Source organism: Pseudochelatococcus lubricantis (assembly GCF_042432495.1).
In the GTDB taxonomy this organism is placed as follows: domain Bacteria; phylum Pseudomonadota; class Alphaproteobacteria; order Rhizobiales; family Beijerinckiaceae; genus Pseudochelatococcus; species Pseudochelatococcus lubricantis.
Map to the genome: position 1 here is coordinate 1,232,978 of NZ_JBHLXC010000002.1, position 26,839 is coordinate 1,259,816.

General features: G+C 66.2%; 27 protein-coding genes. 24 read left to right on the plus strand and 3 right to left on the minus strand.

What is annotated here, in order from left to right; translation table 11 throughout:
* Positions 1-42: 42 nt before the first annotated feature.
* The 21 genes from tsf (at position 43) to ACFFJ7_RS08490 (ending at position 21,368) form a co-directional block, all read left to right on the plus strand.
* Positions 43-963, plus strand: coding sequence for a translation elongation factor Ts (tsf, locus tag ACFFJ7_RS08390; RefSeq protein ID WP_166952641.1), 921 nt, complete (start codon positions 43-45; stop codon positions 961-963).
* A gap of 130 nt (positions 964-1,093) precedes the next feature.
* Positions 1,094-1,801, plus strand: coding sequence for a UMP kinase (pyrH, locus tag ACFFJ7_RS08395; RefSeq protein ID WP_166952644.1), 708 nt, complete (start codon positions 1,094-1,096; stop codon positions 1,799-1,801).
* A 143-nt stretch (positions 1,802-1,944) separates the two neighbouring features.
* Entirely contained in the window at positions 1,945-2,502 is a 558-nt protein-coding gene (gene frr / locus ACFFJ7_RS08400; protein ID WP_166952647.1) for a ribosome recycling factor, read from the plus strand.
* A 304-nt stretch (positions 2,503-2,806) separates the two neighbouring features.
* The gene (locus ACFFJ7_RS08405; protein WP_377592115.1) at positions 2,807-3,538 is read left to right on the plus strand and encodes an isoprenyl transferase; all 732 of its coding nucleotides are present in this window, start codon (positions 2,807-2,809) and stop codon (positions 3,536-3,538) included.
* Between the two features lie 10 nt (positions 3,539-3,548).
* Positions 3,549-4,484 (plus strand): phosphatidate cytidylyltransferase, encoded by a 936-nt coding sequence (locus ACFFJ7_RS08410; protein ID WP_377591745.1) that lies wholly within the window; start codon positions 3,549-3,551, stop codon positions 4,482-4,484.
* Between the two features lie 123 nt (positions 4,485-4,607).
* Positions 4,608-5,792, plus strand: a complete 1,185-nt coding sequence (gene dxr / locus ACFFJ7_RS08415) for a 1-deoxy-D-xylulose-5-phosphate reductoisomerase (protein WP_377591746.1) — start codon at positions 4,608-4,610, stop codon at positions 5,790-5,792.
* Between the two features lie 249 nt (positions 5,793-6,041).
* Entirely contained in the window at positions 6,042-7,214 is a 1,173-nt protein-coding gene (gene rseP, locus ACFFJ7_RS08420; protein WP_166952656.1) for an RIP metalloprotease RseP, read from the plus strand.
* Positions 7,215-7,372: 158 nt separating this feature from the next.
* Positions 7,373-9,706, plus strand: coding sequence for an outer membrane protein assembly factor BamA (bamA, locus tag ACFFJ7_RS08425; protein ID WP_166952659.1), 2,334 nt, complete (start codon positions 7,373-7,375; stop codon positions 9,704-9,706).
* Between the two features lie 101 nt (positions 9,707-9,807).
* Positions 9,808-10,902 carry a UDP-3-O-(3-hydroxymyristoyl)glucosamine N-acyltransferase gene (gene lpxD, locus ACFFJ7_RS08430; protein WP_377591747.1) on the plus strand — a complete coding sequence of 365 codons (1,095 nt, stop codon included), beginning with the start codon at positions 9,808-9,810 and terminating at the stop codon, positions 10,900-10,902.
* A gap of 78 nt (positions 10,903-10,980) precedes the next feature.
* A complete protein-coding gene (gene fabZ, locus ACFFJ7_RS08435; RefSeq protein ID WP_166952665.1) occupies positions 10,981-11,445 on the plus strand; it encodes a 3-hydroxyacyl-ACP dehydratase FabZ in 465 nt (154 codons plus the stop codon).
* Positions 11,446-11,459: 14 nt separating this feature from the next.
* Positions 11,460-12,275 carry an acyl-ACP--UDP-N-acetylglucosamine O-acyltransferase gene (lpxA, locus tag ACFFJ7_RS08440; RefSeq protein ID WP_166952667.1) on the plus strand — a complete coding sequence of 272 codons (816 nt, stop codon included), beginning with the start codon at positions 11,460-11,462 and terminating at the stop codon, positions 12,273-12,275.
* Entirely contained in the window at positions 12,272-13,150 is an 879-nt protein-coding gene (locus ACFFJ7_RS08445; protein ID WP_377591748.1) for an LpxI family protein, read from the plus strand. The genes lpxA and ACFFJ7_RS08445 overlap by 4 nt, the downstream gene beginning before the upstream one ends.
* Complete coding sequence (lpxB, locus tag ACFFJ7_RS08450) at positions 13,128-14,333, plus strand: lipid-A-disaccharide synthase (protein WP_377591749.1); 1,206 nt, start codon at positions 13,128-13,130, stop codon at positions 14,331-14,333. The genes ACFFJ7_RS08445 and lpxB overlap by 23 nt, the downstream gene beginning before the upstream one ends.
* A 240-nt stretch (positions 14,334-14,573) precedes the next feature.
* On the plus strand, positions 14,574-15,329 hold the full coding sequence (locus ACFFJ7_RS08455; protein WP_377591750.1) for an ABC transporter ATP-binding protein: 756 nt from the start codon (positions 14,574-14,576) through the stop codon (positions 15,327-15,329).
* A complete protein-coding gene (locus ACFFJ7_RS08460; RefSeq protein ID WP_166952680.1) occupies positions 15,322-16,065 on the plus strand; it encodes an ABC transporter ATP-binding protein in 744 nt (247 codons plus the stop codon). Before ACFFJ7_RS08455 ends, ACFFJ7_RS08460 begins: the two co-directional genes overlap by 8 nt.
* A gap of 95 nt (positions 16,066-16,160) precedes the next feature.
* Entirely contained in the window at positions 16,161-17,366 is a 1,206-nt protein-coding gene (locus ACFFJ7_RS08465) for an ABC transporter substrate-binding protein (protein ID WP_377591751.1), read from the plus strand.
* Between the two features lie 192 nt (positions 17,367-17,558).
* Positions 17,559-18,446: a branched-chain amino acid ABC transporter permease gene (locus tag ACFFJ7_RS08470; protein ID WP_377591752.1), complete on the plus strand. Its 888-nt coding sequence runs from the start codon at positions 17,559-17,561 to the stop codon at positions 18,444-18,446.
* A complete protein-coding gene (locus ACFFJ7_RS08475; protein WP_377591753.1) occupies positions 18,446-19,426 on the plus strand; it encodes a branched-chain amino acid ABC transporter permease in 981 nt (326 codons plus the stop codon). Before ACFFJ7_RS08470 ends, ACFFJ7_RS08475 begins: the two co-directional genes overlap by 1 nt.
* 119 nt (positions 19,427-19,545) lie before the next feature.
* Entirely contained in the window at positions 19,546-20,199 is a 654-nt protein-coding gene (locus ACFFJ7_RS08480; RefSeq protein ID WP_377591754.1) for a glutathione S-transferase N-terminal domain-containing protein, read from the plus strand.
* A 121-nt stretch (positions 20,200-20,320) separates the two neighbouring features.
* The gene (gene ndk / locus ACFFJ7_RS08485; RefSeq protein WP_166952695.1) at positions 20,321-20,743 is read left to right on the plus strand and encodes a nucleoside-diphosphate kinase; all 423 of its coding nucleotides are present in this window, start codon (positions 20,321-20,323) and stop codon (positions 20,741-20,743) included.
* Between the two features lie 232 nt (positions 20,744-20,975).
* The gene (locus ACFFJ7_RS08490; protein WP_377591755.1) at positions 20,976-21,368 is read left to right on the plus strand and encodes a hypothetical protein; all 393 of its coding nucleotides are present in this window, start codon (positions 20,976-20,978) and stop codon (positions 21,366-21,368) included.
* On the opposite strand, the gene hisI is transcribed toward ACFFJ7_RS08490, so the two are convergent.
* Together hisI and folE are read right to left on the minus strand one after the other, a co-directional pair.
* Positions 21,361-21,792, minus strand: a complete 432-nt coding sequence (gene hisI / locus ACFFJ7_RS08495; protein WP_377591756.1) for a phosphoribosyl-AMP cyclohydrolase — start codon at positions 21,790-21,792, stop codon at positions 21,361-21,363. The genes ACFFJ7_RS08490 and hisI overlap by 8 nt on opposite strands.
* Positions 21,793-21,872: 80 nt before the next feature.
* On the minus strand, positions 21,873-22,532 hold the full coding sequence (folE, locus tag ACFFJ7_RS08500; RefSeq protein WP_166952704.1) for a GTP cyclohydrolase I FolE: 660 nt from the start codon (positions 22,530-22,532) through the stop codon (positions 21,873-21,875).
* Between the two features lie 253 nt (positions 22,533-22,785).
* Here folE and ACFFJ7_RS08505 point away from each other — a divergent pair, with 253 nt between their 5' ends.
* Entirely contained in the window at positions 22,786-23,247 is a 462-nt protein-coding gene (locus ACFFJ7_RS08505) for an iron-sulfur cluster assembly scaffold protein (protein ID WP_166953398.1), read from the plus strand.
* On the opposite strand, the gene ACFFJ7_RS08510 is transcribed toward ACFFJ7_RS08505, so the two are convergent.
* Positions 23,230-24,141 (minus strand): MipA/OmpV family protein, encoded by a 912-nt coding sequence (locus ACFFJ7_RS08510; protein WP_166952707.1) that lies wholly within the window; start codon positions 24,139-24,141, stop codon positions 23,230-23,232. The two genes, ACFFJ7_RS08505 and ACFFJ7_RS08510, sit on opposite strands and share 18 nt — an antisense overlap.
* Before the next feature lie 94 nt (positions 24,142-24,235).
* On the opposite strand from ACFFJ7_RS08510, the gene yidD reads away from it, so the two are divergent.
* On the plus strand, positions 24,236-24,709 hold the full coding sequence (gene yidD / locus ACFFJ7_RS08515) for a membrane protein insertion efficiency factor YidD (RefSeq protein ID WP_166952710.1): 474 nt from the start codon (positions 24,236-24,238) through the stop codon (positions 24,707-24,709).
* Between the two features lie 51 nt (positions 24,710-24,760).
* Complete coding sequence (gene thrS, locus ACFFJ7_RS08520; protein ID WP_377591757.1) at positions 24,761-26,731, plus strand: threonine--tRNA ligase; 1,971 nt, start codon at positions 24,761-24,763, stop codon at positions 26,729-26,731.
* Positions 26,732-26,839 lie beyond the last annotated feature (108 nt).

Genomic DNA, 26,839 nt, shown 5'->3' on the forward strand with positions numbered 1-26,839 from the left:
GGGGGTGCCGGGCCGGCCCTGTCAGTGACAAGAGGACGACTCATGGCGAACATCACCGCTGCTCTGGTGAAAGAGCTCCGCGAAAAATCCGGTGCGGGCATGCTGGACTGCAAGAACGCATTGACCGAAACCGATGGAGACATCGAGGCGGCGATCGACTGGCTGCGCACCAAGGGCCTCGCCCGCGCCGCCAAGAAGTCCGGCCGCGTGGCGGCGGAAGGGCTCGTCGCCGTCGCGGTCGACGGCGCGAAGGGCGTTGTCGTCGAGGTTAATGCGGAGACGGACTTCGTCGCCCGCAACGACCAGTTCCAGTCGCTCGCCCGCACCATCGCCGAGGTGGCGCTGAAGGTTGGCGGCGATGCTGCCGCCGTGAGCGGCGCGCCGTTCCCGCAGGGTGGCACGGTCGCCGAGGCCATCACCAGCGCCATCGCCACCATCGGTGAGAACATCACGCTGCGCCGTGTCGATACGCTGTCGGTGTCGGACGGCGTCGTCGCCTCCTACCTGCACAACGCGACCGGCGAGGGCCTTGGCCGCATCGGCGTGCTGGTGGGCCTCGAGTCGACCGGCAACAAGGATGAGCTGACGACGCTCGCGCGCCAGATCGCCATGCACGTCGCCGCCACCAATCCGGTCGCGCTCGACGCCGCCGGCGTGCCGGAGGATACGATTGCGCGCGAGAAGGCGATCCTGCTGGAGAAGAACGCCGGCAAGCCCGCGAATGTGCTTGAGAAGATCGCCGAAAGCGGCCTGAAGAGCTACTTCAAGGAAGTGACGCTGGTCGAACAGCCCTTCATCCACGATACCTCGAAGTCTGTGGCGCAGGTCGTCAAGGAAGCCGAGGGCCGGGTGGGCGCTCCCGTCAAGCTCGTGGGTTACATCCGCTACGGTCTCGGCGATGGCGTCGAGAAGGAAGAAACGGATTTCGCTAGTGAAGTAGCGGCCGCGGCGGGCGCGGCCTGATCGTTCCGAAAGGCGGCGCCTGGCGCCGCCTTTTTTATGAGGCGGGGGTGCTCCCGCCTATCGATTTTTCCCGGCGCGGTCCGATGCGCCTGCGCCGGGCAGTGCGGATGCTGGTCACAGGAGAAGCGGAATGCGGTTGAAGCGAGTGCTGGTCAAACTGTCCGGGGAAGCTCTCGCGGGCCCGGGCGGGGCGGGGCTGCATGGCGAAACTCTGACGACCATCGCGTCGGACATTGCGGCGGCGGCCCACGACGGGCACGAGATCGCCGTCGTGGTTGGCGGCGGCAATTTCTTCCGCGGCGTGCAGGGGCTCAACAAGGGGCTCGACCGGCCCACCGCCGATTCGATCGGCATGCTGGGCACGGTCATGAACGCGCTGGCGCTGGAGCATGCGATCGACACCGCCGGCGTGCCGGCGCGCGCGATGTCGGCGGTGCCCATGCCGTCTCTGTGCGAAAGCTACGCCCGCAAGCGCGCGCTCGATCATATGGCGCACGGCAAGGTGGTGGTGATTGGCGGCGGAACGAGCAATCCCTACTTCACTACCGACACCGGCGCCGCGTTGCGGGCGGCGGAACTGGCCTGCCACGCGCTGCTGAAGGGCACCAACGTGGACGGCGTCTACACCGCCGATCCCAAGACACATCCGGATGCGACGCGCTACGATCGCCTCACCCACGACGAGGCCATCGGCCGGAATTTGAAGGTGATGGACACTACCGCTTTTGCGCTTGCGCGCGAAGCGGGATTGACGGTGGTGGTGTTTTCCGTTTTGGATGCTGGCGCAATCGGCGCCGTTCTGTCCGGCACGGGGCGATATACACTGGTGACTCCCTGAACGGATTCGCGCCCTTCGCACAGCGGCTCCAGAGCCGCCTCGCCATACGGGTGGAGAGAAGGCCCATCGGGCGGGGAACCGGTTCCCAACGATGATCCGGCCGCGTCCCGCGATGCGGCAACGGCAAGAAAAGGGCGTATTTGATGGCTGGTAGTTTTGATCTCGACGATATCAAGCGGCGCATGCAGGGGGCGATTGCGGCCTTGCGGCACGATCTCAGCAGTCTGCGCACGGGACGCGCGTCGCCGAGCATCCTCGATCCCATCCAGGTCGATGCCTATGGCACGCCGACGCCGATCAGCCAGCTCGCGACGGTGAGCGTGCCGGAGCCCCGGCTCCTCAGCGTGCAGGTCTGGGACCGCGGCGTGGTCGGCGCAGTGGAAAAGGCAATCCGCGAATCGGATCTCGGCCTCAACCCGCAGACCGAAGGGCAGGTCATCCGGCTGCGCATTCCCGAGATGAACGAGCAGCGCCGCAAGGAAATGGTGAAGGTCGCGAACAAGTATGCCGAGGAGGCGCGCGTCGCCGCCCGCCACGTACGCCGCGACGGTCTCGACACTCTCAAGAAGCTTGAGAAGGACGGCCTCAGCGAGGACGAATCGGCCCGTCACGCCGACCAGGTGCAGAAGGCGACCGACCAGACCATCGCCGAGATCGACCAGACGGTCGCCGCCAAGGAAAAGGAAATCCTCCAGGTGTGAGGATGGGCTGTCGCGTCCGGCCGCTGCCGGTGGCGGCCGGCTGGCCGGGTTGACGCTGAAGTTCCGGGCGCGATCCGGCTCAATCCGCTATAGAGGCCGGACAGGGCCGGCGCCGCCGGCCGCGTGGCGCAGCTTCCGCGCAGGATGCGGGTTGCAGACGGAGACAGATCGATTGACCACGATACCCCGCTTGGAGGGGAAAGCCGGAGGGGGCATGGGGCTTGCGTCCGGGGGAGATAAGGTGGCGGCTGAAGGCGCTCGCCAGGCGGCCGTCACGGCGCCTCCCGCGCATGTCGCGATCATCATGGATGGCAACGGCCGCTGGGCGCGCGCGCGCGGGCTGCCCCGGTTCAAGGGCCACCACAGCGGCGTCGAGGCGGTGCGGCGCACGGTCCGCGCCGCGACCGAACTGGGTATCCGCTATCTGACCATCTACAGCTTCTCGTCGGAAAACTGGCGGCGGCCCGCGGCCGAAGTCGCGGAGCTGATGGGGCTGCTGAAGCTGTTCATCCGCCGCGATCTGGCCGATCTCGTGCGCAACGACGTGCGCGTGCGCATCATCGGCGATCGCGCCGGGCTGTCGGCCGATATCGTCGCACTTCTGGACGAGGCGCAGGACCGCACAGCCGACAACACCGGGCTGACGCTGACGGTCGCCTTCAACTACGGCGGGCGGCAGGAGGTGGTGCGCGCGGTGCGCGTGCTGGCGGAGAAGGTCGTGCGCGGCGAGATCGCACCCGGCGACATCACCGAGGAGATGCTCGACGAGCATCTCGATACCGCCGGCATCCCCGACCCCGATCTGGTGATCCGTACGTCGGGCGAGCAGCGCCTGTCGAATTTCCTGCTGTGGCAGGCGGCATATGCCGAACTCGTCTTCATGCCGATCTACTGGCCGGACTTCGACCGCGCCGCGCTTGAGGCGGCCATTGCCGAATTCCGCCGCCGCGAGCGCCGGTTCGGCAGCCTCGGCGTCGACGACCCGGATGTGGACCGTGCCGGCGCGGATGACACCGGGGCGCGGGGTGACGTGTAGTGGGCGGTCGATGAGCAATCCCCGCATGCCCGGCGCGCCTTCGTCCGATCCCTCCGGTGCCGGTCCGGCGGGAAAAGCGCGTTCGGAGTTGTCCGCTCGCGTCGCCTCCGCGCTCGTGCTGGCTGCGATCGCGATCGCAGCGACATGGTGGGGCGGGCTGCCGTTCGCGGCGCTGTGGGCGCTGGCCGCCGGGGTCGTCGTTTTCGAATGGCTCGGGCTCGTCGGATCGCGCGTCGCCGACACAGAAGGCTCCCTGCCGGCCGCCGGCGCGCTGCCCTTGGTCTTGCGCCTGCTCGCGGCGATGCTGACCGGCCTGCTTCCGCTATTCGCCGCACTCGGGTTCCATCGGGCCGTCATCGCCGGCGCAGCGGCGGCGCTCGTTACGGCAGCTGTGTGGGGGCTGGCCGCTGGACGCGGCGCGCGCGGGGTGGAGCGCGTCATCCCGGCGCTGGCCGGCGTTGCATGCGGCGCGCTGATCGGCCTGACGCCGGTTCTCGTGCGCGCCGTGTCGGGCGTCGGGGCGGCCGCCATAGCGTGGATGTTCGCCGTGACCTGGACGACGGACATCGCCGCCTATTTCTCCGGGCGCGCCATTGGCGGCCCCCGGCTGTGGCCGCGTGTCAGCCCCAACAAGACGTGGGCGGGATGCATCGGCGGCACGCTGGCAGGCACGTTCATGGGCTGGCTGGTGGCCTCTCTCGCGCAAGGCGCCGGTGTGGCGGTGCCGTGGAGCGCCCTTGCAGTCGCCGGCGCGTCGGCGTTTGCGTCGCTTGCCGGGCAGGCGGGTGATCTCGCCGAATCGGCGTTCAAGCGCCGGGCGGGCGTCAAGGATTCCAGCGGACTCATTCCCGGCCACGGCGGCTTCATGGACCGGCTGGACGGGTTCGCGGCCGTTTGCCTGCTGGTCGCCATCGCGCTCGCCGCGGGCGCGTTCGCAACGAATTAGGCGCCGGAAAGGGCGAACGGCGTTCCATTGCGGTTCGTCATGCCCTATCCACGGGCGGCTGTTATTGGCCGTGTGCTGCTGGTCGACGATGGGCGCCCGCCGCACGAAGATCGGGGAGTGAGCATGAGTACACGCATCGTTCTGCTGGGCGCCACGGGCTCCGTGGGCAGTGCTGTCGTGGACGTGATCGTGCGCCATCCCGAGCATTTTCGGGTCGAGGCGATCGTTTCGGGCGGCAGCGATGTGCGGGCGCTTGCGGCCGTGGCGCAGCGGACTGGCGCGCGATTCGCGGCGGTCGCCGACCCTGCCAGGGGCGCGGCGTTGAAGAGCGCGCTCGCCGATGCCGGATTGAATATCGAGAGCGGCGCTGGCGAGTCGGCCGTGAATGCGGCGGTGGACCACGACAGCGATCTGGTGGTGGCGGCGATCGCCGGAACGGCGGGCCTGCGGGCCACGCATCGCGCCATCCGGCCGGGCCGCCGGATCGCGCTCGCCAACAAGGAAACACTGGTCTGCGCCGGTGAGGCGTTCATGCGCGGCGCGCGCGAGGCCGGCGTCGATATCCTGCCGCTCGATTCGGAGCACAACGCCCTCTGGCAGGCGATGGGCGCCGCGCGGCCCGAGGATGTCGAGGAACTCGTCCTCACCGCCTCCGGCGGCCCGTTCCTGAGCTGGACGGCGGAGGCCATCGCCGCCGCGACGCCGGAACAGGCGCTGAAACATCCGAACTATTCGATGGGCGCCAAGATCACCATCGATTCCGCGTCGATGATGAACAAGGGGCTTGAGGTGATCGAGGCGCATCATCTCTTCGGCATCGACCGCGCGCGCCTGCGGGTGCTCGTGCATCCGCAGCAGGCGGTGCATGGCCTTGTCGGTTTTCGGGACGGTTCGGTCGTGGCCGGCCTCGCGGCGCCCGATATGCGCATTCCCGCCGCCCATTGCCTGGGCTTGCCCGGCCGCCTGCACACGACCCTGCCGCGCCTTGACCTTGCCGCATTCGGCAGGCTTGACTTCATCCATGCTGATACCGCCCGGTTCCCCGCGCTGGCGCTCGCCTTCGAGGCGCTGGAGGCGGGGGGCGGCATGCCGACGATTCTCAACGCGGCCAACGAGATCGCAGTGGAAGCGTTTCTGGCGCGCCGGATCGGGTTCGGCCGCATCGCGGGCCTGGTGAGCGAGGCCTGCGAGGCACTGTCGGACAGGGGGGGGGAGGCGCCGGCGAGTATTCCGGAGGCGCTGGCGCTGGACGACGAGGCGCGCGGCTGGGTGCGCGCGCGGCTGGCCCGCTGTTCGGCAGTCGCATAGAGCATTCGAGGAGTGTTTCCGCCTTTTGCCGCAAGGCCGGCACAGCGGATGGAAATGCGGAGCGCTATCGCTCTATCCCTTTGTTTATAAATTAAATTATCCGAAAGCGGTACCCATTCTCGTAATGATGCTCTAGGTTACGGATCAACGCGCCCTCGGATTCGGAAAGCAGAAGCCGCTTTCTCCGGAAGCGCGATGGAACGCAGGCGCGGCGGAGGCAGGCTTCCGCCACGCGGGGAAAGGAACAGAATGGAACTTCTCGCGGGAGTTGTCGGAGGCATCGGCAACACGGCGGTCTCGCTGGCCGGCACGATTCTGGCGTTTCTGTTTGTGCTCACGCTCGTCGTGTTCATTCACGAGTTCGGCCATTTCATCGTCGCGCGCTGGTGCGGGGTGAAGGTGCGCACCTTCTCTATCGGCTTCGGCGCGGAACTGTTCGGCTGGAACGACCGGACGGGAACGCGCTGGCGCTTGTCGGCGATTCCGCTTGGCGGCTACGTCAAGTTCGCGGGCGATGCCAACGCGGCCAGCGTTCCCGATTTTGACGCCGCGCGGACGATGTCCGCCGAGGAGCGCGAGGGCAGCATCTTCCACAAGACGGTGGGCCAGCGGGCCGCCATCGTCGCGGCCGGCCCCTTCGCCAACTTTCTGCTGGCGATAGCGATCTTCGCCGCCATGACCTATTTCAACGGCAAGCAGATACTGATGCCGCGTATCGAGACGGTACAGGCAGGCAGCGCGGCCGAGCGGGCCGGGTTTCTGCCCGGAGATCTCGTGCTCTCCATCGATAACGTCACCATCGACGGCTTCGCCGACATGCAGCGAATCGTCGGCATGAACGCCGGCGAGAGCCTGGCCTTCGTGGTGGACCGCGGCGGCGTGCAGACGCCGCTCACGGCCGTTCCCGACCTGCGCGAGGTCACCTCGCCGCTTGGAACGCAGCGCATCGGCGTGCTCGGCATACAGGCCGCCAACGACGCCGCGAACTGGCGCACGGAAAGTTACGGCCTCGCGGGATCGCTGCGGATGGGCGTGCTCGACACGTGGCAGGTGGTGACGCAGACTTACCACTATCTTGGCCGTGTCATCACCGGAAAGGAATCGACGGAGCAACTGTCGGGTCCGATTCGTATTGCCGAAGTATCCGGCAAGGTCGCGCGCGTCGGCGGGCTGGTGGGGCTGCTGAATCTCGCGGCGCTGCTGTCGGTGTCGATCGGATTGATTAACCTCGTTCCCATTCCGATGCTGGATGGCGGGCATCTGTTGTTCTATGCTATTGAGGCGGTGCGTGGCAGGCCCCTGAGCGAGGAAGCCCAGGAGATCGGCTTTCGCATCGGTCTGGCGCTTGTCATGATATTGATGCTGTTCGTAACGTGGAACGACCTCTCCCACTTGGGTGGTCTGTTCAAGGCCGGCGGATGAGGGCGTGACCGGAAGGCAACGGCCTTTCGGGAAATGACCCGGCGGGACAGACGGGCGTTTGCACGAGCGTGCTTTATCTGTAGAAGCGTGTAGTCATAGGACTTCCATAGGCCGGCGTTTAGCCTGGCCCATAGAGCGTGAGTGAAGGGCGGCACCTGATGACGCGGAGAACGACCAACAGCCGGTATGCGGCACTGACGGGGGTATCGACCTGCCTCCTGGCGCTGGCGATGACCGTCGGACCGATGAATCAGGCGAATGCGCAGGCCGGTGCATCGCCGGCGGGCGCGGCTCATTCCCGCGCGGCGCAGGGCGAGCGGATCAACCGCGTGGTTTTCGAGGGCAACAAGAAGCTCAACAAGGACCAGCTCGGCGGCGTCGTCACCGTCCAGGCCAATAACCCCTACAATCAGGCGACGGTCAACGCCGATGTCGAGCGCATCCGGGATGCGTACCGGCGCTCCGGCCGCTCCCTCGCGTCGGTCACGGCGCGAGCGGTGCCGCTGCCCAACGGCACCGTCGACGTGGTCTTCACGGTCAACGAGGGCGACAAGACCGGCGTGAAGGAAATCAACTTCGTCGGCAACAATGCCTTTTCGTCCTATCGGCTGCGCAACCTCATGTCGACGACGGAGTCCAACTTCCTGTCGTGGCTGAAGTCGTCGGACGTCTACGATCCGGTGCGTATCGCCTCGGATGAGGATACCATCCGCCGCTACTACCTGCGCAACGGCTATGCCGATTTCCAGATTCTCTCGACGGACGTCGTGTTCGACGAGCAGCGGGGGGGCTATGTCGTCACCATGACGGTGTCGGAAGGGCAGCGCTACCGCATCAGCGACGTGAACGTCGATTCGCGCGTGGCGAACGTGTCGTCCGAACAGCTCCAGCCGCTGGTGCGCACCCGCGCCGGCGACGTCTATGACGTCGAGGCCGTGGAAAAATCGCTTGAGCGAATCACCAACGAGATCAGCGGCGAGGGCAATCCCTTCGTGCAGGTCCGTCCCACCGGGCTGCGCAACCCGGAGGCGGGCACCGTCTCCCTGCAATACGTGGTCGATGACGGTCCGCACCTCTACATCGAGCGGATCAACGTGCGCGGCAACAGCCGCACGCGCGATTACGTGGTGCGCCGCGAGTTCGATATCGGCGAAGGCGATGCCTATAACAAGGTCCTGATCGACCGCGCGGAGCGGCGGCTCAACAACCTCGGCCACTTCAAGGCCGTGCGCATCACCAGTGAGCCGGGATCGACGCCCGACCGCGTGGTCGTCAACGTGGATGTCGAGGATCAGTCCACTGGCCAGTTCTCGGTTTCAGGCGGCTACTCGACGTCGGACGGCTTCATCGGCGAAGTGGCGGTCTCCGAATCGAACTTCCTCGGCCGCGGCCAGTTCGTGCGGCTTGCCGGCTCCTGGGGTCAGTATTCGCAGGGCGTGGATTTCTCGTTCACCGAGCCCTACTTCCTCGGCCAGCGCATGGCGTTCGGCTTCGATGTGTTCTCGAAGTACTCGGACAACAGCCGCTACTCCCGCTATGAGGACCGCGTGACGGGTGGCCAGCTCCGTCTCGGCCTGCCGATCGACGAGGCGACGACGCTGACGCTGCGCTACTCGCTTTATCAGTCGCGCATCAAGGTGCCGAATACGTGGCGCGATCCGTATGGCGACTGTTCCGCGCCGCTGCCCGGCTACACCGCGCTCAACCCGGACGGCAGCGCCACCTACCCGAATTGTACGTGGGACGGCGAGGCGTCGCTGGCGATCAAGGAAGCCGCCGGCACGAACCTGACGTCGCTCGTGGGCGCGACGTTGACCTACAACACGCTCGACAACACGCGCAACCCGACATCGGGCCTCTATGCCGAGTTCAAGCCTGATATCGCGGGTCTCGGCGGCGATTCGCGCTTCATCCGCGCCTCCGTCGACGCGCGCTACTATCGTGAACTGTTCGATGAGGTCGTCGGCTTCGTCCGCGTCCAGGGCGGCCATATCCGTTCCTTCGGTGGCAAGGACCTGCGTATCGTCGACAACTACTTCCTCGGACCGTCGCTGGTGCGCGGCTTCGCGCCGTCCGGTATCGGTCCGCGCGACATGTCGGGCGACTTCCAGAACAACGCGCTCGGCGGCACCACCTATTTCGGTGGCACGCTCGAAGTGCAGTTCCCGATTTTCGGCCTGCCGCGCGAACTGGGCCTGAAGGGCGCGGTGTTCGCCGATGCGGGCACGCTGTTCGGCTACGAGGGCCAGAAAGACTTCTCGGCGAGCCTCGGCGTGCCGACGAACTGCGCCGGCTTCCCCGGCTACTCGGCCAGCCGTCAGCCGACCTGCGTGAACGTGCAGGACGACAAGAAAATCCGCTCGTCGGTGGGCGTGAGCTTGCTGTGGGCCTCGCCGCTCGGCCCGCTGCGTTTCGATTACGCCTTCGTGCTCTCCAAGGTGCGTGGCGACCAGACGCAGGCGTTCCGCTTCTCGGGCGGCACGAGCTTCTGATCCCGGTTTCCGGCGCGCGATCCACCGCGTTTCGGCCGGAGCCGAAAGGGAATGTCGGGACGGCCTTGCGCCGTCCCTGTTTTTTTGCGACACGGGCAGCCATGAGTAATCCAGTCTTCTTTCCCGGCGGCGCTTCCGTATCTCTCGACGATATCGCGGCGTTGGCGGGGATATCGTTGCCCGAAGGCGCTGACGGCAGTCGGACGTTCGCCACGGTGGCGCCGCTGGAAACGGCGGGCCCGGGCGACCTGGCCTATATGGACAACCCGCGTTACGGCGATGCGCTCGCGGCAACGGCGGCCGGCGCGTGCCTCGTGTCGCAGCGCTATGCGGACAGGGTGCCGGCGGGAACCGTTGCGCTGATCACGCGCGAGCCTTATCGGGTCTTCGCGCAGGTGCTGGCGCGGCTCTATCCCGCAGCGGTGCGGCCGCAGGCGCTGTTCTCCGCGACCGGCGTCTCGCCGGGGGCGGTGGTGCATCCCGATGCGCGGCTCGAAAGCGGCGTGGCGGTCGACCCGGGCGCCGTCATCGGGGCGGGGGCGGAAATCGGCAGCGGCACGCTGATCGGCGCCAATGCGGTGATCGGCACGGGCGTGCGCATCGGCCGTGACTGCGCCATCGGCGCGGGCGCGGTGCTGTCCCACACGCTCGTGGGCAACCGGGTGATCGTGCACCCGGGCGCGAGCATCGGGCAGGACGGTTTCGGCTTCGCCATGAGCGCCCGCGGCCATCTCAAGGTGCCGCAGGTCGGACGGGTGATCATCCAGGACGATGTCGAGATCGGCGCCAATACCACCATCGACCGGGGGGCGAGCCGCGATACCATCATCGGCGAGGGCACGAAGATCGATAACCTCGTGCAGATCGGGCACAACGTCGTCATCGGCCGCCATTGCGTGATCGTTGCCCACGTGGGCATTTCGGGCAGCACGACGCTCGGCGATTTCGTCGTGATGGGCGGACAGTCGGGCTCCGTCGGCCATGTCCACATCGGCAGCGGCGCCCAGGTGGCGGCGGGTACCGGCATCACGACGGACATTCCCCCCGGCGCGGTATGGGGCGGAGCGCCCGCGAGGCCGATCAAGGACTGGCTGCGTGAGGTCGCGTGGCTGAAGCGCATGGTGGCAGGCCGCCACGCGAACCGCCGGCAAGAGGGCCGGCAGGACGGAAAGGATGACGGCGGCGCTCCGGTCTGAAGCATCCGCCAGAGTGATATTGGAACGACGATCCGGTCCCGACACGCGGCGGAGCCGGATCCAGGGAGCGTAACCTACATGACCGACGTGCCGTCGAACCTGAACACCGCCGATATCCTGCAGATCCTGAGCTATCTGCCGCACCGTTATCCGTTCCTGCTGATTGACCGGATCATCGAGATGAACGGTGACGAAAGCTGCATCGGCATCAAGAACGTCACCTACAACGAGCCCCAGTTCCAGGGACACTTCCCGTCGCGGCCGCTGTTCCCGGGCGTGTTCATGATCGAGGGCATGGCGCAGACGGCCGGCGCGATTTGCGTCGCCTCGAAGCTTGCCGAAAAGGCGCGCCCCAAGGAGGTCTATTTCATGACCATCGACAAGGTGAAGTTCCGCAAGCCGGTGGAGCCGGGGGACGTGGTACACTATCATATGAAGAAGCTCGCGAACCGGCGCAACATGTGGTGGTATCGCGGCGAGGCCAGGGTGAACGGCGCCCTGGTGTGCGAGGCGGAACTCGCCGCCATGCTCGTGATCGAGTGAACGGGACAGCCATCATGACCAGCGCGGCGACTGCCATCATCCATCCGAACGCGGTTGTGGAAGAGGGGGCGCGCATCGGCGAGGGCGTGCGTATCGGCCCCTTCTGCGTCGTCGGCCGCGAGGTGGAACTCGGCGAGGCGTGCGAACTTGTCAGCCACGTGGTGGTCGCCGGGCGCACGCGGATCGGTGCGCGCACGAGGCTGTTTCCATTCGCCTCCATCGGCCACCAGCCGCAGGATCTCAAGTATCACGGCGAACCGTCGACGCTGTCGATCGGGAGCGACTGCCTGATCCGCGAAGGCGTGACCATCAATCCCGGCACCGAAGGCGGTGGCATGGAGACGGTGATCGGCGACCGCTGCGCCTTCCTCGCCAATTCCCATGTCGGACACGACTGCCGTGTCGGCAGCAACGTCGTGCTATCGAATAACGTCATGCTGGCCGGCCATGTGACGGTGGGCGACCATGTGATCATCGGCGGCGGCGCGGCGGTGATCCAGTTCGCGCGCGTCGGCGCGCACGCCTTCATCGGCGGGCTTTCGGGGCTGGAGAACGATCTCATTCCCTACGGCATGGCCCTTGGCAACCGCGCCTATCTCGGCGGGCTCAACATCGTCGGCCTGCAGCGCCGCGGCTTCTCGCGCGAGGAAATCCATACGCTGCGGCGCGCGTATCGGGCGCTGTTCGCAGACGAGGGCACGCTGCTGGAGCGCGTCGAGGACGTTGCTGCGGCCTTTCCCGACGCGCCGCTGGTCAGCGAGGTGCTGTCGTTCATCCGCGCCTCCGGCAAGCGCTCGATCTGCGTGCCGAGGGAGGAGCGCGGCGGATGACGGGCAGCGCGCGGCCCATCGCCATTCTGGCGGGCGGCGGCGCATTGCCCGGCGCGCTGGCGGATGCGCTCGGCAAACGCGGTGAGGATATCCGCATCCTCGCCTTTCGCGGTTTCGTCGACGGCAGCCTTCGGCGCCGCGCCGATGCCGCCACGGACCTGCTCGACGTGAAAAGGACACTCGCCACGCTTGCGGCGTGGCATCCCGCCTGCGTGGTGCTGGCGGGACCGGTGAATCGCCCGCAGCCCTCGGCCGTGCTGAGTGCGTTGGCAGCCTATCGCAACCGGCGCGAACTCGCGGCGCTGATGGCGCTGGGCGACGACGGCCTGCTCGGGGGCGTCGTCAGGCTGCTGGAGGAGCACGGCCATCGTGTCGAAGGCGTCGACAGCGTGGCGCCGGAGCTGCTGGGCACAGCGGGCCTGCGCAGCCGGGTGCAGCCCGATGCGGCGAACCTTCGTTCCATTGGTATCGGCCTGGATCTGTTGCGCACGGTCTCGCGCTTCGACGCCGGGCAGGCAGCGGTGATCGGCGGGCGGCGCGTCATCGCGCTGGAAGGGCCGGAGGGCACCGACGCCATGCTGCGGCGGGTGCGCTTCATGCGCTTTACGCGGCGGTGGAAGGCGGAGAACCGGGGCGTGCTGGTGAAGACCACGAAGGAAGGGCAGGACTTCCGCGTCGATCTGCCGGCCATCGGGCCGCGCACGATGGTGCTGGCGGCGAAGGCGGGCCTCGACGGCGTGGCCTACGGCGCCGGACGCACGCTTGTCATCAACGAGGCGGACATGTTGCGTGAGGCCGACCGGCGCGGATTGTTCGTCATCGGCATTCCTCCGGATGAAGCGGGAGCGGCGCATGACGGACAGAGTGGCGAATAACCCGGCGGACGGCCTGCAGCGGGCCGGGAGGAAGCCGCCGCATGTATTCCTCGTCGCCGGCGAGGTCTCTGGCGATCATCTCGGCGCGGGGCTGATGCGCGCGTTGCGGGACGAGACGGGCGACGTGCGCTTTTCCGGCGTGGGCGGCGCGGCCATGGAAGGCGAGGGGCTGCAAAGCCTGTTCTCGCTGTCCGACATCGCGGTGATGGGCTTCGTGGCGGTGATCGCGCGCCTGCGCACCATCGTCGCGCGCGTGCATGCGACCGTCGATGCGGTGGTGGCGGCGCGTCCTGACGTGCTGGTGGTGATCGACAGCCCGGATTTTACCCACGCGGTGGCGAAACGGGTTCGCAAGCGGATGCCGGACCTGCCGATCGTGGACTACGTCAGCCCGAGCGTGTGGGCGTGGCGGCCGGGCCGGGCACGCAAGATGCGGGCCTATGTCGATCATCTGCTGGCGCTGCTGCCCTTCGAGCCCGAGGCGCACGCGCGGCTGGGCGGGCCGCCCTGCAGCTATGTCGGGCACCCCTTGATCGAAAGGCGGGACGAGTTGCGGCCGGCGCCCGGCGAGCGGCCGCCGCTGGCGCAGGCGGAGCGCCTCAACGTGCTGGTGTTGCCCGGCAGCCGCCGGTCCGAGGTGACGCGCCTGCTGCCCGTGCTGGGGGAAACGCTCGCGCGTGTGGCGGCCGCATCGACACGGCCGCTGCGATTCGTTCTGCCGGCGGTGAGCCATGTCGCTCCCCTGATCCGGGAGGCCGTGGCCCAATGGCCGGTGCAACCGGAGATCGTGGAGGGCGAGGCAGCCAAGTTCGCGGCGTTCCGGCAGGCGCATGCGGCGCTCGCGGCGTCCGGCACCGTGACGCTGGAGCTGGCGCTCTCGGGCGTGCCGATGGTGGTCATCTACAAGGTGTCGCCGCTGGAGGCGCAGGTGCGGCATTTCCTCACTATCACCACGGTGACCTACGCGAATCTCATTCTGGGGGAGCACGCGGTGCCCGAGCGGCTGCAGTGGGACTGCACGCCGGAGAAGCTGACGCAGACACTCCCGCCCCTGCTGGATGAAACGCCTGAGCGGCAGCGGCAGATCGAGGCGTTCTCGCGCCTTGAAGCGGCGATGGCGATCGACGCCGAATCGCCGAGCGCCAAGGCAGCGCGCATCGTGCTGGATCAGTTGCGGCGCTGAGCCGCGCCGGCCCGCCTTCCACATTATGCAGCGCAGTTTCATGCCGCCCGCTATCGGGAGATTGACAGCGGCTGCTTTCCGCGTAATGCTCTCAGTGCATATCTAATGCATGATTTGCGAATGGCTTGGTTGCGCGCGCAATAATTTTCCGAGGGTAGCTTCAGGTTGCCGTGTAGAAACATTCGGTCATCGTTGTCACAAAAATAACAATGTAAAAACAATATTCAGGGAGAACGCCGGATGCGGGCCGAGGCTATTCTCGCAACACGCGATCTGACGATAGAATTCAAGGGTTTCAAGGCTGTCGACGGCGTTAATCTGAACATCGAACAGGGCACGATCCACGCGCTGATCGGCCCCAACGGAGCGGGTAAGACGACCTGCTTCAACCTGTTGACGAAGTTCCTGACGCCCACGAAAGGGACGATTCTCTACAAGGGCCGCGATATCACGGCTTTGAAGCCGGCCGAGATTGCCCGGCTGGGCATCGTGCGCTCATTTCAGATCTCGGCGGTTTTCGCCCAGTTCACGGCGCTGGAGAACGTGCGCGTCGCCCTGCAGCGCAGGAGGGGCGATTCGTTCGATTTCTGGCGCTCGGAGCGCGTGCTGACCCGCTACGACCGGGAGGCGAGGGAGCTGCTGGAGGCGGTGGGCCTCGCGGATTACGCCTCGGTGCGGGCGGGCGAGCTGCCCTATGGCCGCAAGCGGGCGCTGGAGGTGGCGACGACGCTCGCGCTGGACCCCGCCATGCTGCTGCTGGACGAGCCGCTGGCCGGCATGGGGCACGAGGATGTCGACCGCATGGCGGCGCTCATCCGCCACGTCTCGACCAACCGCACGATCCTGATGGTCGAGCACAATCTGTCGGTCGTCGCCTCGCTGTCGGACCGCATCACGGTGCTGGCGCGCGGCAAGGTGCTGGCGGAGGGAAGTTACGCCACGGTCTCCAGCGACGAGCGGGTGGTGGAAGCCTACATGGGGGGAATGCATGCCTGAGGCCGCCGTTCGTGTTGCGGGCGGCGCGCCCGCGACGGCGCCGCTGCTCGCCGTCAGAAATCTGCAGGCGTGGTACGGCGAATCCCACGTTCTGCACGGCATCGATTTCGATGTCGCGCCGGGCGAGGTCGTGACGCTGCTCGGGCGTAACGGCGCGGGCAAGACCACGACCCTGCGCTCCATCATCGGCATCCTGCGCAAGCGCACGGGCTCGATCGTTTTCGACGGCCGGGAGACGATCCGCATGGCCTCGCGGCACATCGCGCAGCTCGGCATCGGCTACGTGCCGGAGGAGCGCGGCATCTTCTCCAGCCTGTCCGTGGCGGAGAACCTCGTGCTGCCGCCGCAGGTGAAGCCTGGCGGCATGACCACGGAGCAGATATTCACGCTCTTTCCGAACCTTCGGGAGCGGCTCTCCAGCCAGGGGACGAAGCTTTCCGGCGGCGAGCAGCAGATGCTGGCCATCGGCCGCATCCTGCGCACCGGCGCCAACCTGCTGCTGCTCGACGAGCCGACGGAGGGGCTGGCGCCGGTCATCGTCGAGCAGATCGGCCGCACCATCGCGCGCCTGAAGCAGGACGGCTTCACGATCGTGCTGGTGGAGCAGAACTTCCGCTTCGCCGCCACCGTCGCCGACAGGCATTATGTGGTCGAGCAGGGGCGGGTGGTCGACATGATCCGCAACGACGAACTCGACGCCAACATCGACAAGCTCCACGGCTATCTCGGCGTATGAGCGGGTGTGCGGCCTTTCCGGCCCGTGCGCGGGCCGGACAATAATAACGACAGATGTGTTTCACAGCCAGTTGAGGCGCAATTCAGGGGAAAACGATGGGCATCAGGACATGGTTGCTGGCTACCACTTTCGCGATCGGCGCGATGGGCGCGGCGGAGGCGCAGGTTGCCGTAAAGCTCGGCGTGCTGAACGACCGCTCCGGCGTCTACGCGGATCTTTCGGGTGAGGGGTCGGTCGTTGCGGCGCAACTCGCCGTCGAGGATTTCAAGGCCAAGGAGAAGGGGATCGACGTCTCGATCATCTCCGCCGACCACCAGAACAAGCCGGACATCGGCTCCAACATCGCCCGCCAGTGGTACGACCGGGACGGCGTTGACGTCATCCTCGACGTTCCGACCTCCTCCGTGGCGCTGGCGGTGTCGCAGATCACGCGCGAGAAGAACAGGATCCTGATCAACTCGGGCGCGGGCGCGACGGACCTCACCGGCAAGCAGTGCTCGCCGAACACCATTCACTGGACCTACGACACCTACGCGCTCGGCTACGGCACCGGCACGGCGCTGGTGAAGCGCGGCGGGGATACGTGGTTCTTCCTCACGGCAGACTACGCCTTCGGTCACGCGCTGGAGCGCGATACGGCGGAAGTGGTGAAGAAGGCTGGTGGCAAGGTGCTGGGGCAGGTGCGCCATCCGTTCCCGGGCAGTGACTTCTCGTCGTTCCTGCTGCAGGCGCAGGCGTCCAAGGCCAAGGTCATCGGCCTTGCCAACGCGGGCGGCGACACCATCAACGCCATAAAGCAGGCATCGGAATTCGGCATCGTCGCCGGTGGCCAGACGCTCGCGGGCCTGCTCGTCTTCCTTTCCGACGTGCATGCGCTCGGCCTTGAGGCGGCGCAGGGGCTGGTACTGACGGAAGCCTTCTACTGGGACCAGAATGACGGCACCCGCGCGTGGTCCGAGCGCTTCGCGGCCCGCCACGGCGGCAGCAAGCCGACCATGGTGCACGCGGGCGTCTATGCGGGCACGCTGCATTACCTGAAGGCCGTCGAGGCGCTGAAGAGCAAGGACACGAAGGCCGTGCTGGAGTGGATGCGCGCCAACCCCTCCGAAGATCCGCTGTTCGGCAAGGGCGAGATTCGCGTCGACGGACGTCACGTGCATGACATGTACCTGTTCGAGGTGAAGAAGCCGTCCGAGTCCAAGGGGCCGTGGGACTATTACAACCAGCTCTCGGTCATCTCGGCGGCGGAAGCTTTCCGGCCGCTCGACGCCGGCGGCTGCGAACTCGTCAAGAAGAGCTGAGACGCGGGAAAGCCCTCCGGCAGTCGCAGAGACTGCCGGAGCGTGTCCGCAGGCGGGCTGCGCGAGGCATAACGCAAAATCTGAATATTCAAATATAACGTATTGCCGGAATGGAAGTAATCATGAAATTCATCTGCGGCGCGACCCGTGAGGCACCGGCTGCATCCGGGGCCGCCGCTGAAAGGCCTGTCGATGTCTGAACTTCTGGGCGTTCCCTCTCAGGTGCTGTTCGGCCAGCTTCTGCTGGGGCTGATCAACGGCTCGTTCTATGCGGTGCTGAGCCTCGGCCTCGCCATTATCTTCGGCCTGCTCAACATCATCAACTTCGCCCACGGGGCGCAGTACATGATGGGTGCCTTCGTGGCGTGGATGCTCCTGCAGTATGCGGGCGTCGGCTACTGGTGGGCGCTGCTGGCCGCGCCGGTCGTCGTCGGGATCACGGGCGTCGTCATCGAGCGGCTGCTGCTGGCGCGGCTGCGGAACGCCGACCACCTCTACGGCCTGCTGCTCACCTTCGGCCTCGCGCTGATCATCCAGGGCATTTTCCGCAACGAATACGGCGTTTCGGGCCTGCCCTACGGCATTCCGCCGGAACTTGCGGGCGGGCGTAACCTCGGCTTCATGTTCCTGCCCAACTACCGGGCGTGGGTGGTGCTGGCCTCGCTTACGCTGTGCCTCGCGACGTGGTTCGTCATCGAGCGAACGCGCCTTGGCGCCTACCTGCGGGCGGCGACGGAGAACCCCACGCTGGTGCAGGCGTTTGGCATCAACGTGCCGCTGCTGGTGACGCTCACCTACGGCTTCGGCGTGGCGCTCGCCGCCTTCGCCGGCGTACTGGCGGCGCCCATCTATTCCGTGAACCCCAACATGGGCGCTGACATGATCATCGTCGTGTTCGCGGTGGTGGTGATCGGCGGCATGGGCTCGATCCTGGGTTCGATCGTCACCGGTTTCGCGCTCGGCATCGTGGAGGGGTTGACGAAGGTGTTCTACCCGGAGGCGTCCTCGACCGTCATTTTCGTGATCATGATCCTTGTGCTGCTGGTGAAACCCGCCGGCCTGTTCGGGAGGACTGCCTGATGAGCGCGCATGATGTTGCGGTTCCCGCCGCTGTGGAGGGCGACGGAGCGCGGCCGTCGGGGCGTACTTACGGCGTGCTTCTGGCCGTGCTCGTCGGCGTGATTCTCGTCGCGCCATATTTCCTCTATCCCGTTTTCCTGATGAAGGTGCTGTGCTTCGCGCTTTTCGCCTCGGCGCTGAACCTGCTGCTCGGCTACGGCGGGCTGCTGTCCTTCGGGCACGCGGCGTTCTTCGGCTTCGCGAGCTATATCAGCGCGCATGCCGCCAAGGTGTGGGGGCTGCCGCCGGAACTCGCGATCCTGTCGGGCACAGCGGCGGCGACTGTGCTCGGCGCGGTGTTCGGGGCGCTGGCGATCCGGCGGCAGGGTATCTATTTCGCCATGATCACGCTGGCGTTGGCGCAGCTCATCTACTTTGTCTCGCTGCAATCCGAGTTCACCGGCGGCGAGGACGGCATCCAGTCGGTTCCGCGCGGGGTCCTGTTCGGCGTGCTGCCACTCACCGACGACCGGACGCTTTACTATGTCGTGGCGACGATCTTCCTCGCCGGCTTCCTGCTGATTTTCCGCATCATCCATTCGCCGTTCGGGCAGGTGCTGCGCGCGATCCGGGACAACGAGCCGCGCGCCATCTCGCTCGGCTACCGCACGGTGCAATACAAGCTCGCGACCTTCGTCATTTCTGCCGGCATCGCAGGCATTGCGGGTGCGACGAAGGCGCTGGTCTTCCAGCTCGCATCGCTCACAGACGTGCACTGGAGCATGTCGGGCGAGGTAGTGTTGATGACGCTCGTCGGCGGCATGGGCACGATCTTCGGCCCCGCGGTCGGCGCGATCGTCGTGGTGTCGATGCAGAACTATCTCGCGACTCTGGGTGCGTGGGTGCCGATCGTGCAGGGCATCGTGTTCGTCGTCTGTGTGCTGCTGTTCCGGGAGGGCATCATCGGCGTGCTGTCGCGCTGGACGAAACGGCCGCTGTGACGCGCCGCGATCCGCGGCGTGACGTTACGCACGATGCGGCGCGGGCAGCATGGTATGATGGCATCGTCGTCCGGGCCGGGGGGCGCCGGTGCGGCCCGTGACAGCAAGCGGAGGGGCCGATGGCAGGCAGCGCACAGGAACCGATCGACCTCTACTACTGGCCGACGCCCAACGGATGGAAAATCGCCATCATGCTGGAGGAGGTGGGCCTGCCTTACCGGGTGCGGCCGGTCAACATCGGCAAGGGCGAGCAGTTCCGGCCAGAGTTCCTCGCGATTTCACCCAACAACCGCATTCCCGCCATCGTCGATCCGGACGGGCCGGGCGGCATACCGGTCTCAGTGTTCGAATCGGGGGCGATCCTCCAGTATCTTGGCCGCAAGACAGGCAAGCTCTATCCCGCCGACGAGCGCGCGCGGGTGGAAGTGGAGGAATGGCTGTTCTGGCAGGTGGGCGGGCTCGGGCCGATGGCCGGGCAGGCGCACCATTTCCGCATCTTCGCGCCGGAAAAGATCCCCTACGGTATCGCGCGCTATACGAAGGAGGTGGCGCGCCTCTACGGTGTGCTCGACCGCCGTCTCGCCGACCGGGAATTCCTCGCCGGCGACTATTCCATCGCCGATATCGCCTGCGTCGGCTGGAGCAAGATGTGGGAGCGGCAAGGGCAGGATATCGGCGAGTTTCCCCATTTCCGGCGCTGGCTGGAGACGGTTCTCGCCCGGCCTGCCGTGCAGCGCGGCCTCGCGGTGACGGCGGATGCGCCGAAAACATGAGAAAAATGCGTCGGACAGGCGGATTTCCCGGCGCGAAGGCAACGGCTTGTCTTGTGGCTGACGTTTCATGCCGCTATAAGCCACGGCACTATCGCTAACATAAGGTTTCAGACGGTACATCATGGCTTTAGAGCGCACCTTCTCCATCATCAAGCCCGACGCGACGGAACGCAATCTTACCGGTTCCATCAACGCTGTTATCGAGGCTGCGGGCCTGCGCGTCGTCGCGCAGAAGCGCATCCAGCTCACCCGCACGCAGGCGGAGACGTTCTACGCCGTGCATAGCGCGCGCCCGTTCTTCGGCGAACTGGTGGACTTCATGATCTCCGCCCCCGTCGTCGTGCAGGTTCTCGAAGGTGAGAACGCTATCGCCAAGTACCGTGAGGTAATGGGCGCCACCAACCCCGAGAACGCGGCGGAAGGCACCATCCGCAAGCTGTTCGCGAAGTCGGTCGGCGAAAACTCCGTCCACGGCTCGGATTCGCCCGAGGCCGCACAGGTCGAGATCGCCCAGTTCTTCGCGGGCAACGAGATCGTCGGCTGACCGTACGGCCCCTGGCCTCCGAAGCAAGCGTGGCGCGCAGGACGCAGCCACGCTTTTTTCTTGTCCGTTCCTGAAAACCGTTTCGCTTCAGCAATGAAATGGGATATCGCGGGATCGTTATAGCGTTTTCAAGCGAAGCGGGTGCCGGTTCGCGTGAAGAAAATGCGCCAAAACAAATAACTGGAGCGTTTCCGTGAAACGACGGAACGCTCCGGCACATGGATGCAGGGGCATGGCGATGCAAGCGTTCAGGGGCTGGCCTGTCAGGGTGCTGATGTTGGGGGCTATTCTGGCAGGAGTGGCGGGCCTTGGTCCGTTCGCCATTGAACCCGCCCGCGCCGGCGCCACGCCGCCGCAGTCCGCGCCGGTCGCCGGTGCAGTCGATCTGCGCGACGCGAGCCCGGAGACCGTCCGCACGCATATCCTCGATAGCTGCGTGATTCGGGAGTGGGGCACTTCCAGGGACAACACCGACAGCTATGCCGAGCGCTGCGCGTGCTTCGCGCGGAAGATCACGCAGGCGCTGACGGCGGACGAGTTCGACGCCTTCCGCCGGGCGGGCGTCTTCAACGCCACCGCCCGTCCCAAGGCGGAAGCGGCACAGGCCGAGTGCAAGCTCAAGTAACCGCCGAGCCATCCTTCTCCAGCGGCTCGCACACGCCCTTGCCGACCGGGACGCGCCGATAGAAGCAGGAACAGCGGCCGGTGTGGCAGCAGCCGCCGTCGCCGGCGACCTTGACCCTGAGCCAGACGGCATCCTGATCGCAATCGACGCGCATTTCCACGACGGTCTGGATCTGGCCAGAGGTATCGCCCTTGTGCCATAGCGTCCGGCGCGAGCGCGACCAATACCACGCCTCACCGGTCTCGATGGTGCGGCGCAGCGCCTCCGCATTCATGTGCGCCACCATTAGCAACTGGCCGCTGTCGGCCTCCGTCGTCACGCAGGTGACAAGCCCGTTGGCGTCGAAGGCCGGCATTAGTTGCAGCCCTTCCTCGACGGTTTGCCTGTCGGCCGAGGCGGGGGACGGGAATAGAGAATCGAGCACGGCAAAATTCCGATACGGAATGCGATATCTGTTTTATATCAGCATGGAAGAACAGGTTTCTCCCATGCTGGATGAGACCGTCACTCGCGGACGAGCATCATGAAGCGCGCCTGTTCGGCCGGATCATCCGCGAACACGCCGCTGAAGCGGGTGGTGATGGTGGAGGCGCCCTGCTTCTGAATGCCGCGCATCGCCATGCACATGTGCTCCGCCTCGATCATGATCGCGAGGCCGCGCGGTTGCAGCGCGTCGTTGATCGCGTCGGAAATCTGCGCCGTCAACGCCTCCTGCGTCTGCAGACGGCGGGCGAAGACGTCGACCACGCGGGCGAGCTTCGACAGCCCCACGACGCCGCGCGCGGGGTAGTAGGCGATATGCGCCTTGCCGATGATCGGCACCATGTGGTGCTCGCAATGCGAGAAGAACGAGATATCGCGTACGAGCACGATGTCGGAATAACCCTCGACCTCCTCGAAAACGCGGTCGAGCACCTCGGCGGAGTTCTCGCCGTAGCCCGCGAAGAGTTCTTCGTAGGCTTTCACGACGCGCCTGGGCGTGTCGACCAACCCCTCGCGGGCCGGATTTTCGCCGATCCAGCGCAGCAGCGTCTCCACTGCCGCCTCCGCCTCCGCCCGTGTGGGCCTGCGCGGGCCTTTCCCGCCAACCGAATCCGAACCTGGCTTGCCAGCGTCGGCAACAACTGCCTTACGCGCGGACAAGGGCTTAACCACGGCATCCATGTGGTGCCTCCCGCTGTTTGACGGCCCGGTATGACGGACCACTTCCGCAATGTTTCTGACGGGTATTCAACCCCCAAAGGGATATCTTATATAGGCATTGCAGGCTGTGCCGCAATGATAGCCGTCGGCCGGCGGCGCGGCGAGTGCCATAACAAACATAGAATGGCGGCGGGCTCCGCTCCGGTGTCCACGCCCCATGAAACGGAAAGAGCAGGGCGCTCGCCAGGAGGCGGGCGCGGCGATTGCGGAAAACATGCTGAACGATATCTATACCCGCCAGATTCTCGCGCTCGCTGCCGATATTCCACGCCTCGGACGGCTTGCGCATCCCGACGCCACCGCGACCGCGCATTCGCGGCTGTGCGGCTCCACCGTCATCGTCGACCTGGCGATGGACGGAGATACGGTGATGGATTTCGCCCATGAGGTGCGGGCCTGTGCGTTGGGGCAGGCATCGGCCTCGGTGATGGGGGCGCTCGTCGTCGGCTCCGGCGCGCAGGAGTTGCGCGAGGTACGCGAAACCATGCGGCTGATGCTCAAGCAGGGCGGCCCGCCGCCCTCCGGACGCTGGAGCGCGCTCGCCGCCCTGGAGCCGGTGCGCGACTATCCCGCCCGTCACGCCTCGACCCTGCTGACGTTCGACGCCGTCGTCGACGCCGTTGCGCGGATAGAGGCGCGCCGGCTGCAGCCGGCCGGCTCAGTTCACGCCGAATGAGTAGGCGGCCGTCAGCCCGAAGTTGAACTGGTTGCGCTCGCCGCCAAGCCGCCGCACGATCGGGCTGCGGCCCGCATCGCCCACCAACCGGCTGTAGGAGGCGGTCGCCGTGGCGCTCCAGGCGTCGTTGAGGCGGTAGGCGAGCGACGTCGCCGCGCCTGCGCTCTGGAAACCGCTCTCCGGCTTGTAGGCATAGAGGCCATGCTGCGGAAACACCAGATTGTTGAGCGATGCCTCGTACTCGTTCACGCCGAAGGTGTTGCGCATCGACTTGCCGCTGGCCCAGCTCGCGCGCGGCCCGACGGTGAAGGTGAACTGGCCGAAGGGCTGCACGAAATCGGCGGCGAGATCGACGACCCAGCCGTCCTCGTCGCGGAAGCCGTGGCGGGCCTCGACGCGCCCGCGCAGGTTATGCGTCGGCCACACTTCCACGAAGGCGCCGCCCTCGACGGTCCACGGCAGCTTGCGCAGGCCGAACAGCTTGCGGTCATTCGCGAAGTAGCGGCCGGACTTGTAGCGCCCGACAGGGCCGAAGCTCAGATACTCGTGGTTGAGCAGGTCGAGCTGGAAGCCGTCGCCCGGAATGCTGGGGCGCCGGGCCTGCCCGCCACGGCGGATGCTGATGAGCGGATAGGGCGTGAACGTATACTTGTCGGAGCCGATGAAGGACGGGCCGACATTGACGTTGGCGCTCACCGTCGCGACCCATCGGGCCGAGGACACCGGCGTCGGCGAGAAATACGGAAATACGGAACCGGAGCTTGCCGACCCTTGCGTCGCGTAGGGATCATAGCCAGCGTCCTGCGCCACGGCGCTTGCACCGACCGCGTCGAAACAAAGAACGCCCGCCGCCACGGCGAGCGCCGCTCCACGGGAGAATGCGAAACGCAACACGGCATACCTCCAATTAATGCTGATGCGATTGTCTTGCATAAAGTTCACCAATTGGTTAGCAAGCCGGCGGTTAGGCGGGCCGTGGCCGCGGAGCATGGCCCGGTGCTGTCCCGGCAGCTATAACCCATGGAAGGTCGGATGCAAATTGGGCGATGACAGGCCGTTCCCGAAGCCGTTCCGCCGGCCCGGCGTGGCAGTGGCGCGCCTTCTGATTCGCGTCTACCAGCTCACGCTGTCATCCGTCTTCGGCCGTCACTGCCGCCATCTGCCGAGCTGTTCGTCCTATACAGACGAGGCGATCGACCGTTACGGCCTGTGGGCGGGCGGCTGGATGGGCGCGGCGCGCATCTGCCGCTGCCATCCCTTCGGCACGCACGGGCTCGATCTGGTGCCGGAGGCGTTGCCCGAAGGGCACCGATGGTATAAGCCGTGGACCTACGGGCGCTGGCGGAGCACCTATGCTCCCGCCATGACGGAGACTTCGGAGACGAAGGCATCCATGATCTGCGAGGCCGTCGAAACGGATGGCGGCGAAGCCTCGACGCCCGCTTCCCGAACCGTCCCATGATCGCGTGAACGCTTACCTGCCCCGTTTGCAGGAGTGAGCTGGAGAAGTTTGATGATTACCCTGACATTTCCCGATGGCGCGGAGCGCCAGTATGCACCCGGTATCTCGGGACGCGAGATCGCCGAAAGCATCGCCAAATCGCTGGCGAAGCGCACCGTCGCCATGGCCATCGATGGCACGGTCCGCGACCTTTCCGACCCCGTCGACGCCGACGCAAGGATCGAGTTCATCACCCGCGAGGATCCGCGCGCCCTGGAACTGATCCGCCACGACTGCGCGCACGTGCTGGCCGAGGCGGTGCAGACGCTGTGGCCCGGCACGCAGGTGACCATCGGCCCGGTCATCGAGAACGGGTTCTACTACGATTTCGCGCGCAACGAGCCATTCTCGCCCGAAGATTTCCCCGCCATCGAGGCGGAGATGAAGAAGATCGTTGCGCGCGACGCACCCTTCACCAAGGAACTCTGGACGCGCGATCAGGCGAAGGATTTTTTCCGCGCCAAGGGCGAGCACTTCAAGGTGGAACTCGTCGACGCCATTCCCGAGGGCGATGACCTCAAGATTTACAGGCAGGGCGACTGGCTCGACCTCTGCCGCGGCCCGCATATGACGAGCGTCGGCAAGATCGGCACCGCCTTCAAGCTGATGAAGGTGGCGGGCGCGTACTGGCGCGGCGATTCGAACAACCCCATGCTCACCCGCATCTACGGTACGGCGTGGGCGGCGCAGGCCGATCTCGACAGCTACCTCCACCAGCTTGAGGAAGCGGAAAAGCGCGATCACCGCCGGCTGGGGCGCGAGATGGACCTGTTCCACTTCCAGGAGGAAGGGCCGGGCGTCGTCTTCTGGCACGACAAGGGCTGGACCATGTTCCAGCAGCTCATCGCCTACATGCGCCGCCGGCTGCACGGCGACTACCGTGAGATCAATACGCCGCAGATTCTCGACAAGGCGATGTGGGAGACCTCCGGCCACTGGGCATGGTATCGCGAGAACATGTTCGTCACCCAGACGGAGGACGAGCGTGTCTTCGCCATCAAGCCGATGAACTGCCCGGGCCATGTGCAGGTGTTCAAGCACGGTCTCAAGTCGTACCGCGATCTGCCTCTGAGGCTTGCGGAATTCGGCTCCGTGTCGCGCTACGAACCCTCCGGTGCCCTGCACGGGCTGATGCGCGTGCGCGCCTTCACGCAGGACGACGCGCACGTGTTCTGCACCGAAGACCAGCTCGCCGCGGAATGCCTCAAGATCAATGACCTGATTCTCTCGACCTACGGGGACTTCGGCTTCGATCTCAACAACATCGTCGTCAAGCTCTCCACGCGCCCGGAGAAGCGCGTGGGCAGTGACGAGTTGTGGGACCACGCCGAGGAGGTGATGGGCAACGTGCTGGAGGAAATCCGCGCACGCTCAGGCAACCGCATCCGCACGGAGATTTTCCCGGGCGAAGGCGCCTTCTATGGGCCGAAGTTCGAATACGTGCTGCGCGACGCCATCGGCCGCGACTGGCAGTGCGGCACGACGCAGGTCGACTTCAACCTGCCGGAGCGCTTCGGCGCCTTCTTCGTCGATCAGGACGGGCAGAAGAAGACGCCGGTCATGGTTCACCGGGCCATCTGCGGCTCCATGGAGCGGTTTCTCGGCATCCTGATCGAGCACTATGCCGGCCATTTCCCGCTGTGGTTCGCGCCGCTGCAGGCGGTGGTCGCGACCATCACGTCGGATGCCGACGACTATGCGCGCGAGGTGGCGGCGGAGGCGGAAAAGCGCGGTCTGCGCGTGGAGACCGACCTGCGCAACGAGAAGATCACCTACAAGGTGCGCGAGCATTCGCTCGCCAAGGTGCCGGTGCTGCTCGTCGTCGGTAAGAAGGAGGGCGAGCAGCGCACTGTTTCGATCCGCCGTCTCGGTTCGCAGGCACAGCAGCAACTGACGCTCGACGAGGCGCTGCGGGCGCTCGTGGACGAAAGCCTGCCGCCGGACCTGCGCCGCGTGGCCGCGCCGGCGGACGAAGCGGCGTGACGCATCGCGTCTAACGGGCGTGGCGCTTAAGCATTGAAAAAGAGAATCTTTTTCTGCGACAGGCAAATGCTGGAGTGTTTCTGTCTTTGACAGAAACACTCCAAGCGC